Origin of the sequence: Streptomyces yokosukanensis (assembly GCF_001514035.1) — a bacterium.
Taxonomy (GTDB): domain Bacteria; phylum Actinomycetota; class Actinomycetes; order Streptomycetales; family Streptomycetaceae; genus Streptomyces; species Streptomyces yokosukanensis.
In genome coordinates this window covers 189,277-208,917 of sequence record NZ_KQ948209.1, presented here as the reverse complement: position 1 = coordinate 208,917, position 19,641 = coordinate 189,277, and the positions used below count along the sequence as shown (strand labels likewise).

At 70.3% G+C, this 19,641-nt stretch carries 15 protein-coding genes; 8 read left to right on the top strand and 7 right to left on the bottom strand.

What is annotated here, in order from left to right:
* Positions 1–76 precede the first annotated feature (76 nt).
* Both AQI95_RS10825 and AQI95_RS10820 read left to right on the top strand, forming a co-directional pair.
* The gene (locus AQI95_RS10825; RefSeq protein ID WP_067120825.1) at positions 77–343 is read left to right on the top strand and encodes a DUF2530 domain-containing protein; all 267 of its coding nucleotides are present in this window, start codon (positions 77–79) and stop codon (positions 341–343) included.
* A 94-nt stretch (positions 344–437) separates the two neighbouring features.
* Positions 438–2,834: an HAD-IC family P-type ATPase gene (locus AQI95_RS10820; RefSeq protein WP_067120823.1), complete on the top strand. Its 2,397-nt coding sequence runs from the start codon at positions 438–440 to the stop codon at positions 2,832–2,834.
* A gap of 7 nt (positions 2,835–2,841) precedes the next feature.
* On the opposite strand, the gene AQI95_RS10815 is transcribed toward AQI95_RS10820, so the two are convergent.
* The 3 genes from AQI95_RS10815 to AQI95_RS10805 form a co-directional block, all read right to left on the bottom strand.
* Positions 2,842–3,672 (bottom strand): hypothetical protein, encoded by an 831-nt coding sequence (locus AQI95_RS10815; protein WP_067120821.1) that lies wholly within the window; start codon positions 3,670–3,672, stop codon positions 2,842–2,844.
* A gap of 159 nt (positions 3,673–3,831) precedes the next feature.
* Positions 3,832–4,713: a hypothetical protein gene (locus tag AQI95_RS10810; RefSeq protein WP_067120819.1), complete on the bottom strand. Its 882-nt coding sequence runs from the start codon at positions 4,711–4,713 to the stop codon at positions 3,832–3,834.
* 133 nt (positions 4,714–4,846) lie between these two features.
* Positions 4,847–7,978, bottom strand: a complete 3,132-nt coding sequence (locus tag AQI95_RS10805) for a sacsin N-terminal ATP-binding-like domain-containing protein (RefSeq protein ID WP_067120817.1) — start codon at positions 7,976–7,978, stop codon at positions 4,847–4,849.
* A gap of 248 nt (positions 7,979–8,226) precedes the next feature.
* Here AQI95_RS10805 and AQI95_RS10800 point away from each other — a divergent pair, with 248 nt between their 5' ends.
* From AQI95_RS10800 to AQI95_RS10790, 4 genes are all read left to right on the top strand, one after another.
* Positions 8,227–8,640, top strand: coding sequence for a DUF6507 family protein (locus AQI95_RS10800; protein WP_067120815.1), 414 nt, complete (start codon positions 8,227–8,229; stop codon positions 8,638–8,640).
* The gene (locus tag AQI95_RS10795) at positions 8,637–10,697 is read left to right on the top strand and encodes a scabin-related ADP-ribosyltransferase (protein ID WP_067120813.1); all 2,061 of its coding nucleotides are present in this window, start codon (positions 8,637–8,639) and stop codon (positions 10,695–10,697) included. The genes AQI95_RS10800 and AQI95_RS10795 overlap by 4 nt, the downstream gene beginning before the upstream one ends.
* Before the next feature lie 404 nt (positions 10,698–11,101).
* Positions 11,102–11,668 carry a type VII secretion system-associated protein gene (locus tag AQI95_RS44700; protein WP_244188698.1) on the top strand — a complete coding sequence of 189 codons (567 nt, stop codon included), beginning with the start codon at positions 11,102–11,104 and terminating at the stop codon, positions 11,666–11,668.
* Positions 11,669–11,762: 94 nt separating this feature from the next.
* The gene (locus AQI95_RS10790; RefSeq protein WP_067120812.1) at positions 11,763–13,166 is read left to right on the top strand and encodes a DUF6177 family protein; all 1,404 of its coding nucleotides are present in this window, start codon (positions 11,763–11,765) and stop codon (positions 13,164–13,166) included.
* Positions 13,167–13,195: 29 nt separating this feature from the next.
* On the opposite strand, the gene AQI95_RS10785 is transcribed toward AQI95_RS10790, so the two are convergent.
* Together AQI95_RS10785 and AQI95_RS10780 are read right to left on the bottom strand one after the other, a co-directional pair.
* Positions 13,196–13,396, bottom strand: a complete 201-nt coding sequence (locus AQI95_RS10785; protein ID WP_067120810.1) for a DUF397 domain-containing protein — start codon at positions 13,394–13,396, stop codon at positions 13,196–13,198.
* Complete coding sequence (locus AQI95_RS10780; protein ID WP_067120807.1) at positions 13,393–14,238, bottom strand: helix-turn-helix domain-containing protein; 846 nt, start codon at positions 14,236–14,238, stop codon at positions 13,393–13,395. The genes AQI95_RS10785 and AQI95_RS10780 overlap by 4 nt, the downstream gene beginning before the upstream one ends.
* A gap of 397 nt (positions 14,239–14,635) precedes the next feature.
* Here AQI95_RS10780 and AQI95_RS10775 point away from each other — a divergent pair, with 397 nt between their 5' ends.
* Positions 14,636–15,493, top strand: a complete 858-nt coding sequence (locus AQI95_RS10775) for a DNA-binding protein (protein WP_067120806.1) — start codon at positions 14,636–14,638, stop codon at positions 15,491–15,493.
* Between the two features lie 67 nt (positions 15,494–15,560).
* On the opposite strand, the gene AQI95_RS10770 is transcribed toward AQI95_RS10775, so the two are convergent.
* Positions 15,561–16,562 (bottom strand): esterase/lipase family protein, encoded by a 1,002-nt coding sequence (locus AQI95_RS10770; protein WP_067120804.1) that lies wholly within the window; start codon positions 16,560–16,562, stop codon positions 15,561–15,563.
* Positions 16,563–16,909: 347 nt separating this feature from the next.
* Positions 16,910–17,836, bottom strand: coding sequence for a DUF3027 domain-containing protein (locus tag AQI95_RS10765; protein WP_067120802.1), 927 nt, complete (start codon positions 17,834–17,836; stop codon positions 16,910–16,912).
* Between the two features lie 302 nt (positions 17,837–18,138).
* Between AQI95_RS10765 and AQI95_RS10760 the strand changes: the two genes are divergently transcribed.
* Positions 18,139–19,590: an MFS transporter gene (locus tag AQI95_RS10760; RefSeq protein WP_067120800.1), complete on the top strand. Its 1,452-nt coding sequence runs from the start codon at positions 18,139–18,141 to the stop codon at positions 19,588–19,590.
* Positions 19,591–19,641: the final 51 nt, after the last annotated feature.

Below are 19,641 nucleotides of genomic sequence, written 5' to 3'. Positions count from 1 at the left end.
ACGGTTTCAGTATGAACGTATGAGTCGGAGATCGCTATCTCCGCGCGTAGACCTGATCACCTCGTAAGCTGGCCCCATGGCCAAGTGGACCCCCAAGCACGAGGCGCCCGAGCCCCTGGAGGGCCCCGTGGTCGCCACCATCATCGGCGGCACGATCGCCTGGTTCGTCCTGTTCCTCGTCCAGCTGCCGTTCTACGGCTGGCTCGACGACCACGGGCATCTGTGGTGGCTGTGGACCTGCCTGGCCGGGGCCGGACTGGGGCTGATCGGCATCTGGTACGTCAGGAAGCGCGACGCGGCGATCAAGCGCGACGCGGCGCTGAAGGCCGCCGGGGTGAAGTAGCCGTACAACCAGCGCAGGATCCCGGTCCTCCGCAGGTCGGAAATCGGCTCCGCTCGGCAGGTGAACGGGCAAAACCGCACGTACCGTCGATGGCATGAGCCATATAGACGCGGGTGCCGAACTCGACCCCGTGCATCCCGTGGCCCTGCCGAGGAGTCCGTCGGCCGGGTTGACCGGTGCCGAGGTCGCGGACCGCGTCGCGCGCGGCCAGGTCAACGACGTGCCCGTGCGCAGCAGTCGGTCGCTCGCGGAGATCGTGCGGGCCAACGTCTTCACCCGGTTCAACGCGATCATCGGCGTGCTCTGGGTGATCATGCTGTTCGTCGCGCCGATCCAGGACAGCCTGTTCGGCTTCGTGATCCTCGCCAACACGGGCATCGGCATCGTCCAGGAATGGCGGGCCAAGCAGACCCTCGACTCGCTCGCGGTCATCGGGGAGGCCCGGCCGACCGTGCGGCGGGAGGGTGCGGCCGTCGAAGTCGCCACCAACGAGATCGTCCTCGACGACCTGATCGAGATCGGCCCCGGCGACAAGATCGTCGTGGACGGCGTGTGCGCGGAGGCCGACGGGCTGGAGATCGACGAGTCGCTGCTCACCGGCGAGGCCGACCCCGTCGTCAAACGCCGCGGCGACCAGGTCATGTCCGGCAGCTTCGTGGTCGCGGGCGGCGGTGCCTTCACGGCGACCAAGGTCGGCCGCGAGGCCTACGCCGCCCAGCTCGCCGAGGAGGCCTCCCGCTTCACGCTGGTCCACTCCGAGCTGCGCACCGGCATCTCCACGATCCTCAAGTACGTGACCTGGATGATGGTCCCGGCCGCGATCGGCCTGGTCGTCACCCAGCTCGTGGTCAAGAGCAACGGCTTCAAGGACGCCGTGGCCCGCACCGTCGGCGGCATCGTCCCGATGGTCCCCGAAGGGCTGGTGCTGCTCACCTCCGTCGCCTTCGCGATCGGCGTCATCCGGCTCGGCCGCAAGCAGTGCCTGGTGCAGGAGCTGCCGGCGATCGAGGGGCTGGCCCGCATCGACACCGTCTGCCTGGACAAGACCGGCACGCTCACCGAGGGCGGCATGGACGTCACCGAGCTGCGGATGCTGGACGGGGCGGACGAGAGTTACGTACGCAAGGTGCTCGGCGCGCTCGGCGAGTCCGACCCGCGGCCGAACGCCTCGCTCCAGGCGATCATCGACGCCTGCCCGGACAGCGAGGACTGGCGCTGCGTGGAGTCGCTGCCCTTCTCCTCGGCCCGCAAGTACAGCGGGGCCGCGTTCAGCGAGGCCGACGGCGAGATCACCACCTGGCTGCTCGGCGCCCCGGACGTCCTCCTCGCCGAGAAGGACCCGGCCCTGGCCGAGACCGGGCGTCTGAACGAGCAGGGGTTGCGGGTGCTGCTGCTGGCCCGCGCGACCCGCGACCTGGACGCCCCGGAGCCCGCCCACGGCGCCCGCCCCACCGCCCTCGTCGTCCTGGAGCAGCGGCTGCGGCCCGACGCGGCCGACACCCTGCGCTACTTCGCGGACCAGAGCGTGCGCGCCAAGGTCATCTCCGGCGACAACGCGGTGTCCGTGGGCGCGGTCGCCGCGAAGCTGGGCCTCGAAGGTACGACGGTGGACGCGCGGCAGCTGCCCGCCGACCCGGCCGGGATGGCGGACGCACTGGATCGGGGGACCGTCTTCGGACGGGTCACCCCGCAGCAGAAGCGGGACATGGTCGGAGCGCTGCAGTCGCACGGGCACACGGTCGCGATGACCGGCGACGGCGTGAACGACGTGCTCGCGCTGAAGGACGCCGACATCGGGGTCGCCATGGGCTCGGGCTCGGAGGCGACGCGGGCGGTGGCGCAGATCGTGCTGCTGGACAACAGCTTCGCGAGCCTGCCGTCGGTCGTCGGCGAGGGCCGCCGGGTGATCGGCAACATCACGCGCGTGGCGACGCTGTTCCTGGTGAAGACGGTCTACTCGGTGCTGCTGGCGGTGCTGGTGGTGTGCTGGCAGGTCGAATACCCCTTCCTGCCCCGGCACTTGACCCTGCTGTCCACCCTCACCATCGGCGTCCCGGCGTTCTTCCTGGCGCTCGCCCCCAACAAGGAGCGGGCGAAACCCCACTTCGTGCGCAGAGTCATGCGGTACTCGATCCCCGGTGGTGTGGTGGCCGGCGCGGCGACCTTCGTGATGTACCTGATCGCCCGTCACTCCTACTCGGGGCCCGGCCAGTTGAACGCCGAGACGAGCGCGGCCACCCTGACGCTCTTCCTGGTCTCCATGTGGATCCTGGCGATCGTCGCCCGGCCGTACACCTGGTGGCGGGTGACGCTGGTGGCGGCGATGGGCGTGGCGTTCCTGCTGGTGCTGGCCGTACCGGCGCTGCAGGGCTTCTTCGCGCTGAAGCTGGTCGGGGTGACGATGCCGTGGACTGCCGTCGGCATCGCCGTGGTGGCGGCGGCCGCCCTGGAGTTCCTGTGGAAGTGGGTCGACCGCCGCTTTCCCGACTAGGCGGTGACTACTTCACGCCGACGTACACGCCCGTGGCGCTGACCCCCGGGGTGGTGGAGGCGCCGTCGTAGCTGTAGCGCCAGTAGCCGCTGGTGCTCGCGGTCGCGGTGGCCTTCACGTTGCCGGACGAGTCCGAGGTCACCGTCTTGATCGTGGTGTACGTGGTGGTGCCGGACTTGCGGAACTGGAGCTTGACCGACTGGCCGCCGACCGTGTTGTAGGTGTGCTTCTCCCAGTCGGCGCGGGTCAGCTTGCCCGACGCGGTGAAGGTCTTGCCCTTGGCGACGGACGTCGCGCTGACCGTGGTCGTCAGCTTGGAGTAGCGCTGGACGAGGGAGGTGCCGAGCCCGCTCTGGTCCTTGAAACCGACCTTGCTCATGTCGGGGTTCTGCTGGTCCTGGCCGTTGAAGGCGACGGCTTCGGCGGCCACGCTCCAGCTGCCGGCCCAGGTGTTCTTCAGGTCGCCGTCCGCCGGGTAGATGTTGATCGAGCCCTTGCAGGTGGCCGTCGTCGACGAGGTGGCGGTGCAGGTCGCCGGGTTGTCGCCGTACAGCTCGGGCGCGGTGTCGCTGTAGGTGCCGTGGTAGAGGAAGGCGTCGGTGATGAAGTCCTTCGCGGCGATGTTCACGTCGGCGCCGTGCGTCAGCGTGTACGAGTACGAGACGCTGACCTCGTTGGTGGTGCCCACCTTGACCGCCTTGGCGATCGAGACGGTGGAGAAGCTCGCGTTCAGCGTGTACGGGGCGCCCGAGTCGGTGACGGCCTGCGCGGCCGGGACTGCGAGGGCGGAGAGGGCCAGGGCGCCGGAGACGGCGGCCACGGTGGCACGTATGCGCATGCGTTCCCCTGGAGGGAGAAGTGATCGTGGAGTCGGTTGACTCAGGCGATCAGATCCGTGACCCCCGGGACTGGTTGTACGGCAACAGCCGTTTCCGGCCAGATTTGAGGCGGGCATTGCCTGTCCATGACGTAAGCAATGCCCACCTCGGGCGGGCGTCTACTGCACGTCGACGAAGTCACCCGTGGCATTGACCGCCGGGGTGGTCGAGGTGCCCGCGAAGGAGTAGCGGTAGTAGCCGTCGACCGTGGCCTTGGTCGTCGTCCTCAGGTTGCCCGTGGAGTCCGTCGTGACGGTCTTCAGGGTGGTGTAGGTGCTGGAGCCCTTCTTGCGGAACTGCAGCTGGACCGGCTGGCCGGTGTAGCCGTGGTACTTGTGGTCCTCCCAGTTGGCGCGGGCGAGCTTGCCCGTCACCGTGACGGTGGCGCCCTTCTTCACCGGCTCCGGGGCGGCGTTGACCGTCAGCGTGGAGTTGCGCTGCACCAGGGTGGTGGCGAGGCCGAACTGCGCGGCGGAGGCCTTGGTGCTGTAGACGAGGGCCAGCGCGCCGGCGTGCCAGGTACCCGCGTCGGAGTTGACCAGCTCCGGCTCGCTGCCGCCGGGGTAGATGTCGATCAGGCCCTTGCAGGCGGCGGTGGTCGCCGACGTCGCGGTGCAGGTGGCCGGGTTGTCCCCGAACAGCGTGTTGCCCATGTCGCTGGGCGAGCCCTTGTAGATGAAGGGGCCGGAGGCGAAGTCGCTGGACTTGATGTCGACGTCGGCGCCGTGGGTCAGCGTGTAGGTGACGCTGGTGGAGACGTGGTTGGTCGTCCCGACCTTGACCGCCTTGGCGATCTTGAGGTTGGAGAAGCTGACGTCCAGGTCCGCCGCGCCAAAGACGCTGCTGAATGCGGTCTTGCCGGACGCGGTGTGCGAGACGGCCTGCGCGGCATCCGCGCGGAAGGACGACGAACCCGCGTCGGCGGCCTGGGCGGCCGGCACGACGAAGGCGGAGAGGGCCAGGGCGCCGGAGACGGCGGCCACGGTGGCACGTATGCGCATGTGCTCCCCTGCGTACAGAGTGATCGGTGAGCCTGTTGGCTTCAGCCGGTCAGACCCGGCACGCAGGGGGACGGTTGTACGTAAGTTGAAATCTATACGAGAGAAGTGTGGAGGCCGCGGTTTCGGCGTGCCGTCAGTCGAACCAGCGGTCCCTGGCCAGTTCCTCGGTCCGGGACGGGTCCTCCAGCAGGGCCGCCACCTCGAAGCGGCGCGGCCACTGGCCCGCCGCCCACGCCAGACCCGCCGCCACGCCCTCCAGCGTGGCCGCGTGCAGCACCCCGTCGTCGGTGAGCCGCCAGTCGATCTCCACGCCGTCCACGACCAGTTCCTCGTGCTCGACGTACGTCTGCGGCGTCCGCGGCCCGAGCAGCACCCGCACCGACTCCGGCACCTCGTGCTCGGCGCCCTCGGAGTGCACCTCGCCGGTGACGGACTCGCTCAGCCGCCGCACCTGGAACAGCTCCGCCAGCTCGGCCGCGCGGGCCGGCCGGACCGGCAGCAGCGGCATCCCCGAGGTGAAGGGCAGCAGATCCGGCGAGTCGACCACCACGGCGTCGGCGGCGTCCACGACCTCCACCCGCCCGTCGACCACGGCCCGCAGCTCGTCCGGCAGGGTCACCTGATCCGGGTCCAGCTCGGCCAACGCCCCGTACAGACCGTGCAGTTGGGCCGAGGTGACCGGCCGATCGGGGTCGGCCAGCCGGTCCAGCAGCTCGGCCGCGCCGCCCGGCTCGTCCAGCAAGGCCGCCACCGAGGTCCGCACACCCAGCGCCCGCAGCACCTGCTCGTCCTCGAACCCGGTCGCGTCGGCCTCGTCGTACAGACCGTGCAGGAGCGGGTCCCCGCCGGCGGCGAGGAGACCGGCGGGGCGCCGGCCGTCGAGCACCGGGTGCCCGCGCAGCCACCAGGCCGTGTAGGGCCGTACGACCTCGTGGGTGCCGTCGGGCAGCAGGATCCGCACGGGCTGGGTCAACGCGTCCCGCAGCGGCGGCTGCGCGAGCAGCGTGAGCACCTGCGGCCAGTGCGCGTCGTCCACCAGGTCCAGATCGCGTACGGCGACCAGCTCGGTGGCGACCGGCGGCACCGGGCTGTCCGGGAAGCGGTCCAGGAGGTCCTCGCACCACACGTCGACGGCGTCGAGCAGCCCGGCGTCGTCCGGCTCGGCGAAGTCGCCCTCCCGGGGCTCCAGTTCGTCCGGGTCGAGGACGACGTCGGTGGCGCGGACGAGCGCGAAGTTCGCGAGCACGCCACAGGCGGCCAGCGGCTGCTCGCCCCACTTCTCCGCCAGGTCACGGTCCACGGCGGCCAGCTCGTCCCCGCGGATCACCCGGGCGAAGGCACTGCCCGGAAGGACCAGTTCACCGGCCGGCGCCGGTTCCCCGTCCTCGTCGGGCAGCGCCAGGGCGCCCAGCCAGGGCTCCTCACCGGGCTCCAGACCCGCGTCCCGGACCAGCGCCAGGACGGTGTCCGCCAGCTCCTCGGCGTCCGGCGCGTCCTCCTCCCAGCCCCCGATCGCGCCCTCCTCGTCCAGCGAGGCGGCGACGGCGGCCCGCACCTGCGGGGTGGTGAGCACCGCGCGCGGAGTGGCGGGCAGCGCGCCCAGCTTCTCCAGCAGCGGATGCGCGGCGTCCTCGTGGACGACCTTCAGCCCGAGCCGCCCGAGGACGTCCACGTCGATCCAGGCGGCGTCCGGGCTTGGCAGCAGCACCTGCCGGGGCCCGATCGTCGTCCTGCCGTCCGCGAGCGGCACCGGCAGCCCCGACAGCCGGTCGGGGTCGACCCCGGCGAGGCTGTCGTAGAGCCGCCACCACCAACCGGGGTCCTTTTCCAGCCCGGCGAGCCGGTCGACGGCATCGGCGAGCGGCAGCCGGGCGACCCCGAGGGTGCGCAGCTCGGCCCGCCGCTCCAGACCGGCCGGGAGCAGCGTGGGCAGCACCTCGGCGAGCACCCGTACGGTGTCCGCCCCGGCGCCTTCCACGACCTCGGCGTCGCGGGGCCGGACGGCCTGCGGCAGCTCGTCCTCGCCCTCCGGTACCTGGACGGCCGGCGGCAGGAACGCGGTTCGCGGCAGCCGCGCGAGGACGGCCTGCCGCAGCGCCCCGTCCAGCTCGCCCTTGCCGAGCGGTCCGGGCACGAGGTCGATGATGCCCTCCGTCACCGGCCGCCAGTCGGCGAGCAGCTCGGCGTAGGCGTCGGCCGCGCGCTGCACCAGGAAGTCGGTGAGCGCGCCGGGCGCCGTGTGCCGGCGGGTGGTGTCGAGAGGGAAGGAGGCGATGAGGAGGGCGGGCACGCCGAGGGGCTCGTCACTGGGGGTGGGCGCGTGCACGACGGCGCTGGTACGAGGCCGTACCGGGCGCCCCTGGCCGTCCTCGGGCACGGCCCAGGTCACCGACCAGTGGGGGCGCAGCCGCTCCTCCACGGGACGGTCGGCGAGCAGTTCCGGGGTGAGCGGCCCGTGCGCGGAAGCGGTACGCCACCGCGTGGCCCCCGCCCGCGAGTCCTCCACGACGGTCACGGCGCCCTCGCTGCGACGGCGAAGGACACGCACCTCGTCCCCGACCTCGACGACGACCTCCTCCAGCCCCGGCAGGGCGAGGACCAGCGCGTCGTCGACGGCGTTCAGCAGCCGCTCGGCGAGATCGGCGGCGGCCGCGTCCCGCAGCGGCAGGATGACGGCGGTGTCGTAGGGGTCCGGAGCGGTGCCCTCGGCAGCGAACGGCAGCCGGAGCAGCGGCACATGCCCGTCCCGGCGCCGGACCTCGTCGCCCAGCCCCGGGCTGTGCCGGGCGGTGTCGGCGGCCAGCTCCCGCGCCTCGGCGAGGGACCAGCGGACGCCCCCGTGCCGCCCCACGATCGCGGGCTCGTCGGTCACCGCGAGCACGGCGGCGAAGCCGACCCCGTACCGCCCGACGGCCCCCTGGGTGGACTCGGCGTCCCGCTTGGCGGAGGCCCGCAGCGTAGACAGCGACTCGACGCCGGTCGCGTCCAGCGGAGCACCGGTGTTGGCGGCGACGAGAACCCCGTCGCGGAGGGTGAGCCTGAGCCGCCCCGTCGCCTTCGCCCGCGCGGCGGCGTCGGCCGCGTTCTGGGCCAGCTCGACGACGAGCCGGTCCCGGTAGCCGCCGAGGACCAGGTCCTCCTCGGCGTTGGCGTCCTCACGGAACCGGGCGGGGCTCGTCGCCCAGGCGTCGAGGACCCCGCGGCGCAGCCGGGCGGTCCCGAAGGGGTCGGCGCCCTCGGCCGCCGGCCGCACGTACTTACTCACGTTCACTCTCCTCGTCGGCGACGACTGAAGGTACCGCGCCGCGGCAGGACCGCAACTTGAACAGCTGCGCGGCGACGGAGTGACCGCACGTCGATCGGTTGACCTGCGACGAAGGCGACACCTTGGCCAGAAGCCCGTTGGTCCGGCGACAGCCGGGCTGATAGGGATGGAGATCCCGTTGTCAGTGGCGGTTGCGATGCTGGTGGCGGCTGGAGGAACGTATCGGCGGGGGATGGGCGGGGGTTGGTGTGACGGGGTGGGACATTGCGCCCGAAGGCGTGCGGTCGGTGATATCCCGGGTGCGGAAGGCCGCCGATGACATGGACACCGGAATAGGGCTGTACGGGCGGAGCGTGCAGGGCGCGATGGAGGCAGCGGGCACGTTGTCCCTCGGCGGGGAGAGCACGGGAGGTTCCGGTTCCGGCCGGGCGGCCGGGCTGGTCGCGGTGGCATTGGGGCAGTTCGCCGAGGACACGGAGAAGGACGTCGCCTTCCTGCCGCTGCGGGCCAGCGACTCGGCGAACGGCGCGATCGAGGCGACCAACGCCTACCTGGCCGGGGATCTGGAGCAGGCCTGGAACGCCCAGCACCACGCGACGCTGCCCCCTGACGTGACGGCGTTCCTGGAGAAGGCCCGCAAGAAGGCGGACGGCAAGCGGTGATCAGCCCGGAGAAGATACCGGCGTTCACCGGCGACCTTGTCGAGCTGCACCGGGAGATCGTCTCCCTGCGGCAGGCGGCGAAGGCGATCAGCGAGCACGGCGACGCCGTCCACACCCGTTTCCAGCACCTGGACGCCTTCTACAAGGCGCCCGAGGCGGCACAGCTGTTCGCCACCACACAGGCGGTGCAGGACACGTCGGGAAGCTTTGCCGACAAGCTGAACACGGTGGCCGGTGCGCTGGAGACGTACATGGTCGAGGCCGCCGAGATCGTCAAGCAGCTGGAGACGCTGCGCGGGCGCGCCCGGGTGTTCGTGGAGTCGGTCAAGGGCCACGACAGCGGTATCGAGACCTGGCGCAAAGACCCGGACAAGGTCGCCGAGCACCAGGCGATCTGGGACGGGGTGAACGCGGCAGTCACCTCCTTCGAGCAGGCCGAGGTGACCTGCGCCGACAAGATCACCGCGCTGGTGGGCGGCACTCAGTGGCACATCGACAACGACAAGCCGGGACAGAAGAACGCCTACGGTTTCAGCGCCGGACAGCTGGCTCAGGCCGATTCCCTGCCGTGGGGGCGCCCGGAGCACGAGGAGATGCTGCCGTTCGGGATCGACTACCACCTCAAGCAGGTGGGGATCAGCATCTGGGACAACGCCAAGGGCTCGGTCACGGGGCTGATCGACCTCTTCAGCCCCGGTGACGAGGGCCACGCCAGTCGCGAGGGGCTGGTCCGGGTCATCGTCGGCGCGGAAGGCTACCTCCTCGACCCGTACGGCGACCGGAACACCCATCTCGGCCCGGCGTCGGACCAGTTCATGGAGGACAGCAAGCCCTACGCCAAGGAGTTCGCCAAGTCCTTCGTCGCCTGGGACGACTGGTCCACCAACCCCGGCAAGGCACTCGGCACGGTCATCTTCAACGGCATCACCCTGAGTTCCGGACCTCTGGGTGCCGCCTCCAAAGCGGGCGCCGCAGCGGGCGAGGCGGGCGCCGCCGCACGCGTGCTCGGCACCGTGGCCAAGGTCGGCGAGGTCCTGGACCCGATCGGCGCGGCGACCAAGGCGGTCGGTGTCGCGGCGCGCACCCTGCCGAAGGTCTCCGACCTGGTCTCGGGAGTCCGGGCAGCCACGGAGGCGGCGGCCACCGCGGACAAGGCGCACAGCTTTCTCCGTCTGTCCGACGGGTCCCATCTTGAGATCTCCGACGGGGAGTTCATCCCCGGCAAGCACGGCGTCACCGACGCCACCCCGGCCCAGCCGGAACCGTCGGCCGCGGACCGGACACCATCGATCTCGGCGCCGGACCGCCATCACGAATTGGTGGGTGCCGGTGCGCACACACCTGAGGCCACCGCTCACGCGGGCGAGCACCCATCAGCATCTGCCAGCCACAAGGGCGCCGGCGGGGGTACAAGCAGTGCCTCGCACGATCCAGGCGAATTGCCAGGCAAAAAGGGAACACACGGCGACACACACTCAGGAACCGAGTCGGGACACACCGATCCTGGCGAGCATCCTGGGGCAGGAGGATCAGCACATGGCGGTGGTGGTCATGGCTCTGACCCGTCTCCCGCAGCCGGAGCGTCAGGTGGCGAACCAGATCGTCTGCGCGCCGCAACTGATCGCAACATAGATCTGGACAAGCTAGGCATACCCCCGGTGTGGCGCGAGGGGCATGAGCCTCTCTATCGCAGCGATAACCGTTCCCCGGATGCCGTCTTCGAGCATGGCTTCGAGCCGAAAGACCCGTCGAACACAGATCTCAAGAAATACGTGGAAGAGGACGATCCTTCAGCATTTGTCAGCACCTCCTACCGCGATGACATCGGTGACGACTTCGGTGGAAAATTCACGTACGTGATCGATGCGCCCGGCGGGATCGACATCAACCGCACCCTTGGGGATCATCCGCTATCTTACGAGGAAGAAGTAGCCTTTCCCGGCGGGATTCGCAGCGAGTACATCAAGGGGGCATACTCCTACGATTATGCAACTGGAGAACTCGGCGAATTCGTCCCGAATCCCAACTATATCCCCGAGGGCCAACGTGTCGAATGAGACGGAGATTCTTTACGACAAGGAGATCATCCTGGTCTCGGAGGCGGGTGATGTCCCTGGGCGGCTCGTGGCAGAGTTCTCAGGAACCGACTACACCGTGCGCATCACGCATGGATCACAGTCGGCCACTCGCACGGCCTGGAATCTCTTCAATGCGCTCATGCAAGTGAGACGGCTCCTGGAGCCCGAGGGCTTGACGCCTGCGCTAGAGGGGGCCTGCCTGGACGTCTACCCCAGCAGGATGGCCCTTGAGATGGGTGGTGGGCGACGAGCGTATCGTTGGCCACAAGCAGGCCGCCCTCAGACGGTGGAAATTTTCGAGAATGTTCCCTCTGAAGATCGTTGGCGACTCGCGAGCGTGGACGAGCAAGAGGTCGCAAATAAGCAACGCAGGGGGCGCAGAAATGAATGAATCCCGCCTGTCAGTGCCGCCGGTGTCAGGTGCAGTACGCGCACAGGCCGCCAAGATGCCAGGTTCCTGGGTCTACGCCATCGACCCCTACTTCGACCCAGCCGGAAAGGTTCCACCATACGGAATCATCGGAGCATGGAAAGTCGATGACCACGGGAACGTCACAAAAGAATTCCGACACAATCCAAAATATCGCCCATCGCCTCGAGCTCACGGCATGAAGGAGCCAACGGATCATCTGGACTCTGTCATCCAGCTTGCTTCGACGGGCTACGCCTCTGAACTCGACATGCAGAATGCCATTTTGAACTCGGTCGTGTACATGATTCCGCCGTCAGCCGGGATTGCAGAGCCCTGCGTTCAGGACGGCAATCGCTCCGCCGTTGGGATCTACACAAGCCCAGCGCATGCACCGAATACCGTTCCGGAAGTTCAGCGAGTGCTGTTTCGGGAATTGCTGCGCGATCTGCCGGAGCATGCCATTCTGAAGCTGAATCCCCATAGCTCGGTATCCGCCGAAGTGGCCGTTGCCGATATCCGTCGGGCAGCAGATCAGTGACCACTGACGTAATCACCGGTGAGCTTGAAGTGCGGACAAGTCGGAGTGCGCCGACATGTGATCCCCGACAGCAAGCTCGACCTCGAGGAACACCGTGACCCATGACGTAGTCGCCGTCACCCCGAAAGGGCCGGACGCCCGGACCATGCTCGCCGGGCTGTACGCCGGTGGCTCCGACCTTCGGGTGGACAGAGTCTCCGACGGCGCCGCCGTCCAGTTGTGTACAGCTGATGGGCAGCCCCTGGTTACCGTCGAGGTGCCCGTCTTCATCCAAGTACCGGGCGAGGTAGGCCGCTTGCTCGGGCCGGACGTGCGGGCCGAGGCGCCGGTGTGGTGGACCGAGGTGCGGGCGACCACGGCGGTCGCGGAGGCGGGGCGGCTGGCCGGGTCCGTCGGCGGGCGCATTGCGGCAGTGTTGGGCGGTACCACCTGGCCGGCGGACGCAGCGCATACCGATGTTGTGCCCATTCCTTCCACCGGCGGGCGCAGTCCTGACAGCGGCGCGCTCGGCGTCGACGTCCTCACCGACCAAGCAGCCCTAGTCATCCAAGACCGCCCCGTGATCGCCGCGACCACCTGGCTCACCGACCTCCTGCAGACCACCGTCCCTTCGGGACGCGAACTGCAGATCGTCACCCCGCCCCGCACCCGGCTGACCCTGCCCACCCGCTCCCTGATGACCAACGTGCCCGCCCGCTGGGTCGTCCTCGACCCCGCCTGCGGCTATTACGACGGTCTCACCGGCGCCGTACTCCACTGGCACGAGGGCCGCTTCGCTCCCGTACCCACGGCGGACGGCCGAGCCTCGGTCGCGGATGCCTTCGAGGCGGGCGCCGCCACGCAGGGCGAACAGCAGCTCCACCTCTCCATCCGCACCACCCACCCCGCCGACGAGAACCTCCTTCTCGGCGGCGCCCTGGAAGCCGTGTGGCAGGCGCTCACCGGCGATGTACCCACTGGCTGGTCCACCGCCGAACCCGTCAACCTTCCCTGGTCACGACGCCAGTTGACCGAACTGGCCCGCGCCCGAGCCGAGAAGTCCGCGCCCACCTGGCTGGTCGCCGTCGGAGCCCCCGACCGCCCGGGGATCGCCACCTGCCGTGTCGTACGGACTCCGGCCGGAGTGGAGGAACAGATCACGCTCGCCTTCGGCTACACCGACGGCCAGGCTCCGCTCCACTCTCTTGCCGAGCTGGCCGAGACGCTGGCCACCCGCCACCGCCTCACTTCCATGCTCACCTACCTCCGGACCGCCCGCGCCGACCTGACCACTCCGCCGCACCGTGAGGCGCCGCTCGTTCCGCTCTCCTTCACCCTGGGCTGCGACGCGGTACGTCTCGTCGGTTCTGCGGTTGCCGAGTCGGCCCCGGGCTGTCGCCCCGTCCGCCTCGGTCCCATGGCGCGGCCCGCCCTGCACTACCCGCTCGGGGACGGCGCCGATCTCAGCTCCTGGCAACGCCTCAAGCAGCTCGACGATCACCTCAAGGCGTGCCGATGACCACAACTGGTCGCGGGGGGGGAGGAGGCTCAGTCCCCGGCCGCGTACGACACGAAATTGGCCCAGGCTTCCGGCCTGAGCGCCAGCTGGGGGCCGGTGGTGTGCTTGGAGTCGCGGATGTGGATGGTAGCGGGGGTGAGGGTGGGAGCCATGTCCCAGTCCAGGGCTACTTCGACGCAGGAGTCGCCTTCGCTGCTGCTGCTGTAGCTGCTCTTGAACCAGCGGATCATGTTGCCCCCAACAGCTGCTTGATGAAGGTCGTCGACTCTCGGGGAGTAAGCGCCTGAGCCCGGATGATGCCATACCGCAGCTCCAGGATACGGATGTGTTTCGGCTCTTCGACCGTACGTCCGTTGGCCACTGCAGGCGAACGTCCGACCACCGAGCCATCGGCGAACTTCAGCACCTCGATCCCACCGGCCAGTCCCGCATGCTCTTGGCGGTCCATCGGCATCACCTGAAGTTCGACGTTTCGCAACTGCGCAATCTCCAGGAGGTGTTCGAGCTGGTGGTGGAGCAGCTCACTCCCACCGAGCGGGCGTCGCAGCGTCCACTCCTCAAGAACGAACCCGACTTCGGGCGCCGGATCCCGTTCGAAGACCGACTTACGAGCCATCCGAGCGGCGAAGAACCGCTCCACTTCAGCCACCGTGTAGGCAGGGCGTCGCATGACGAGAAGCGCACGCGCGTACTCCGGCGTCTGGAGCAGGCCGTGGATGTTCAGCGGGTCGTACAACTGAATCTCCACCGCCTTGGCCTCCACCTCTGCCAGATCCCGCACCTTCTTCGGATACCGGACCTTCTCCACGTCCTCCTTCATCGCCCCCAGCAACCCACCCGCGTTCAGCACCCCGTCCGCCTTGTCGAGGTACTCCGGCCTCGGGATCCGCTTGCCGGACTCCAGCTTGTAGACCATGTCCTCGCCGTACCCCATGGCCTTGCCGAAGTCGGCGGCCCGCATCCCGGCCGCCTCGCGCCTCAGCTTCAACTGCCGTCCCACCATCGCGACGACGGCCACGCCCCACTCGTCGTCCGGGTCGACCTCCCACCCCGGCTCCTCTTCCTCGCTCACGCCACGCCCCCTTCTCGACAGACCGTGACCGTACGCAACCGCGTCATCACTCTTCACAGTTAGCAGGCGCAGCCACTCTGAGTGACATGAACGAGGGAATCTCCACCCCTGCCCCGCGCTCGCACCGGCACCCGGGGATCCGTGCTCCGGTGCCGCGGGCGGTCTCCCCAAGAAGAACTCCGGGGCTAAAGGACCCGACCCAACCCCACCCCTCCCTCCCGGCGCGCAAACTCACCCACGAGGGTGAAATGCACCAACTGGGTTGGCATGTCGGATGGTTGTGCGCTTTAGGCTCAGCGCGACAGAACGACCGCCGCAGAAATGCGACGGCCCCCGCCGGGAGTAGCGAGCTCCCATTGGCGAGGGCCTGACCACCCAGGAAGAAAGCACCTTCCCGATGGACACCCAGAACCCTAGCGCGCCCCCGCGCTCCCGGTCCCGACTTGCCGCAAACAACCACCCGAACCGGCGGTGCGAATCCGGCGTCGGCGGCCTGGTGCACGACAACTCCCGGCACACCGCTCGCTTCACGGTGATCGGCAACCACCTCGCCCAGCACCCGGAGTTGTCCGGGCTCGCGATCGGGCTCGGTGTGTACATCCAGTCGCTTCCAGCGGGCGCCCGGGTCGACATCAAGACGCTGACGGCCCGCTTCCCCGAAGGCGCGACCCGTATCGCCGCCGCGCTGCGGGAGCTGGAGGCGCACGGCTATCTGCGCCGGGAGCGACAGCGGATCCCGGGCGGCCGTATCGTCACCCGCACCGTCTCCTGCAATCAGCCGGGGAGCCGTACGGGGGACGCCCCCGAGCCCCGGGCCGTGACGAGGAAGCAGGAGCGGGCGCCCCGGAAGCAATTACCCGCGGTGCCGCGTCCGGTCTGCCCCTCCCCCAAGCTCCTCCGGATGGCCACGGACCTGCTCGCGGGCCTCCGCCGCCATGACTCCCGGCTGCTGCTCAGCGAGAGCGACACGGCTCACCTGGCGCCGGGGGTCGCCGCCTGGCTGGAGCGGGAGGTGAGCCCGACGGCCGTACGCGAGGCCCTCACGGCCGAACTGCCGCGCGAGCCCCTGCACCGCCCGGCAGCCCTCCTCGCCCACCGTCTGGCCTCCGGTCTGCCACCCGCGCCGCCCTTCCGGCCTGCGGCCCCGCCGCCACCGGTCCGGCATCGCCTCCAGAACTGCCACGGCTGCGACCGGGGCTTCCGGTCCCCCCTCCCAGGACTCTGCCGTGACTGCCGCCTCGACAGAGCCCTCTGAGCCCCGTGCAGAGCTGGGTCCTGGCCTGGCCGAGGGACATAGAGATCGCCCGTCCGCCCGACCCCGGTCAGCCGCCGAGGACCGGCAGGGTCAGGTCGCAGTCGACAGGCTCGGCGTGGGCCGGATCGAGGGCGTTGCGCACGAGTTGGGCGGCGTTGGAGTCGTACGCCATCGAGACGTGCTCGGAGAGGTCGTGCGGGCAGACGCTCTGGATCAGGATGTTCTTGACGGTCGCGCCCGGTCCCGGGGTGAGGAACTGGTGCGTGTAGGGCGTGACGACCTCGTCGAACCTGGTGACGATGGTGGTGTACTCGACCCCGGGCTGGGTGTCCCCGTCCCGGTCCAGCGTCGTGTTGACCTCGGAGCCGACCAGCTGGTCCGTGGCCGCCTCGCCGAGGAGGAGGCCCGCGGGCTTGCCGAGGCCGAGCTTGGTGACCAGGGTGCCGACGCCGTCGGCGGTCGTGCCGTGGTTGGACGGCGCCAGTCCGACGAGGCTGTGCACCTTGTTCCGGTCCGGGTGCGCGGGGTCGGTGCCGCCCGCGAACCGCAGATACCAGCGAGGGGTCAGACCGCCGCCCTGGGAGTGCCCGACGAGGTCGACCTGGTGGGCGCCGGTGGCCTTGAGCACGCGGTCGACGTAGTCGGCGATCTGCCGCGCGGACACCGGGACGTGTGCGGTGGCCTTGATCGGATTGCCGGGCGTACCGCCGTAGTTGACGGCGAAGACGCAGTAGCCCAGCTGCTTCAGGTACGGGGACATCAAGCCCCAGTTGTCGTAGGCGTTCGCCCAGGTGCCGTGCACCAGGACGACCGGCCGCGGATGCTCACGCGTGGGCTTGCAGCTCCAGTCGTCGGCCCCGGCCGGCGGCGCCTCCGGGTGGAGGAGCCCCCCGACCCCCGCGAGGGGAAGGGCGAGAATCCTCCCCCTCGGCACCGGGGGCTCGGGGGTGCCCGCCGCGGCCGCGACACCCTGCCCCGTGCCCAGCGCGAGGGCGAGCCCCGCGCAGAGCGCGGCCCATCTGCCGCGCCGTCGGTTCGACCGTCTTGGGGAACTGCTCCGATCCGCCACCGAACCACTCCTCGCCTCAGGGCCGGCCGAGCGCCGACGCGGCGATGATCGAGGAGCGGTCCCCGTGCGGGTGGTCACCGACCGGGCGGAGCACCCCCTATGGAGCAGCCCGGTTCATCCGTCCAGCCCGTTTCTCTCCCAGCGGGCGGCGACGGGCGGATCCGGGCCGACGCACCCCCAGTCCCCGCTGGGAGTCGGCCGGGAGTCGACTCGCCGACGGACTCGTGCCGCCGGTGGTGAACAGCCCTTCCCTCATGGCTGGTTGGGCAGGCGGACAGGAGGCGCCGAGGGTGCAGGGCTCGTTCTCGCGGCACCGCAGCGCCGCGAGTGACCGCGACGAGTGACCTCTACGAATGGCCCAGTTCGGCCGTCTCCTCGTCGCCCGCCTCCGAGACCGAGCCCGAGTCGCGGGCGGGGCGCAGCGGGAACGGGTCGACCCGCGTCTCGTCAATGACCGGCGGGGCCGGCTGCGGCGGCTTCGGCATGACGGCGGCCTCCGAGTGGCCGCCGCAGCCGTAGGAGAGGGAGACCACGCGGCCGTCGGCCGGTGAGAACTCATTGGCGCACACGCCGAAGGCCTGGCCGAGGGAGCCGCCGATCGGGTTGAGGAAGCCGCAGGTCAGGCAGGTCGCCGGGGCGGCCTGGGCCATCGCGGTCCTGGGACCGTACGACTCCTCCCAGCGGTCCGCCGCGACATGCAGGCCGTAGCGGGACAGCACACGGGCGCGGCGCATGCCCAGTTCCTCGGCGACGGCGGCGATCGAGCCCCGGGACGGGGCCGTGGGCTGGACGGCCGGTGCGCCGGGGGTGACGTCGGCGTCCTCCGCCTCGGCCAGTTCCGCCATCTCCTGCGAGACCGCCGCGTTCGACGGCGGTTGCTCCTCGCCGCTGTAGCCCGGCTCCAGGCGCAGGTCCTCCTGGTCGGTGGGGAGCAGGTCGCCGGGGCCGAGGTCGCCGGGGCGCAGGCGCTCGCTCCACGGGACCCACTCGGGGGCGAGCAGCGCGTCGGCGCCGGGGAGGAGGACCACCTCGTCGAGGGTGACGACCTTGGCGCGGGAGGCGCGGGCCACGGTCACCGCCCAGCGCCAGCCGCGGTAGCCCAGCTCCTTGCACTCGAAGAAGTGCGTGACAACACGGTCGCCCTCGGACACCAGGCCGGCGTGCTCGCCGACCACGCCGGGCGCGGCGGCCTCCTCGGCGGCGGCGCGGGCGAGATCGACCGCCTCGGCGCACAGACGGTCGGGGGTGCGGCTTCGCGTTGTCGCTGCGCTCACAGGTATCGCTTCTCTCCTACGCCGTCTCGTCGAGTGCGGCTGCCTCCGACGGGTTGGCCGACGGAGCGGACCGGTGGACCGCATCGACGTCGGGCATCCGCGCGCTCGGGCGCACCTCTGCCATCCATTCTGCGTTATGGCTGAGATACGCACGCTACACCGAACGAGATTCGTCGCTGCTACGCGGCATTGTCTCCCATCCGCCGACCCGCCGCTGCCGCCGGGCAGGGAGGCGTCGCCGTACGGCACGGTTCGCCGTCATACGTGCCGTACCGCACTATCCGGCCGCTTCTCAGGGCACTATGAAGCACGTGGCGACCGCGGACAGGCGTGGTGTTCGGGGTGGCGGTGCGAGCCGGGTCGGCGGCGCCGTCCGTTCCGTCGGGCGTGCCCTGCACTTCCCGGTCACCGGGGCCGCGCGGGGCATCCGCAGGGCCACGCACGCGCACGGGGCGGGCGAGTCGGGCCTGGGCAAGCTGATCGAACTGCACGCGGTGAACGGCGCCGGCGATGTCATGATCACCGTTGCGCTCGCCTCCACCGTGTTCTTCTCCGTGCCGACCGACGAGGCCCGGGGGCGGGTCGCGCTGTATCTCGCCATCACCATGGCGCCCTTCACCGTCCTCGCGCCCGTGATCGGTCCCCTGCTGGACCGGCTGCCGCACGGCCGCCGCGCCGCGATGGCCGGGGCCATGCTGGCCCGTGCGCTGCTCGCGCTGGTGATCTCGGGCGCCGTGGCGAGCGGCAGCCTGGAGCTGTATCCCGCGGCGCTGGGTGTGCTGGTGGCGTCGAAGGCGTACGGGGTGGTCCGCAGTGCCGTCGTACCGCGGCTGCTGCCGCCCCGGTTCTCGCTGGTGAAGGCCAACTCGCGGGTCACCCTGGCCGGGCTGCTGGCCACGGGTGTCGCAGCCCCGGTCGCGGCGGGGCTGCACAAGGTCGGTGATCCCTGGCCGCTGTACGGCGCCTTCGCGATCTTCGTCGCGGGAACGTTCCTGTCGTTCTCCCTGCCGCCCAAGGTGGACTCGGCCAGGGGCGAGGACGTGGCACTGCTCGCGGCGGACGAGCGGCATCTGCACGGGCCGCGCAGGAAGGCGCTGAAGGAGCGGAGGGAGCAGGGGGAGCAGGGCGAGGAGAGGGAGCAGAAGGAGCCGGGGAGGCGGCCGGGGCTGCGGACCGTGGGGCCTGCCGTCACACACGCGCTCGGCGCCAACGCCGGTCTGCGCTGCCTGTCCGGCTTTCTGATCTTCTTCCTGGCCTTCCTGCTGCGCGAGCATCCGCTGACCGGGGAGAGCGCGGCGGTCTCGCTCGGGATAGTCGGTGTCTCCGCCGGGGTGGGCAACGCGCTGGGGACGGCCGTCGGGGCCTGGCTGAAGTCGCGCGCGCCCGAGATCATCATCGTGACCGTCGTCGCGGTGGTGCTCGGTACGGCGATCGTGGCCGCCCTGTTCTTCGGGGCGTTCCTGGTGGCCTGCCTCGCCGCCGTCGCCGGGTTCGGCCAGGCGCTGGCCAAGCTGGCGCTGGACGCGCTGATCCAGCGGGACGTGCCGGAGCTGGTGCGCACCTCGGCATTCGCCCGTTCGGAGACGTTGCTGCAGATGGCGTGGGTGTTCGGCGGCGCCGTCGGCATCGTGCTGCCACTCAACGGGAGGCTCGGCCTGCTGATCGGCGCGGCGTTCGTGGCCGTCGGCTGGCTGGCCACGCTGAAGGGGCTGCTCGCCTCGGCCCGGCACGGCGGCCGTCCCCGCGTGGCCTGAGCCGCCACGGCATAACGAACCGGACACGGTTTCCCCGCGCCGGGCACGGCT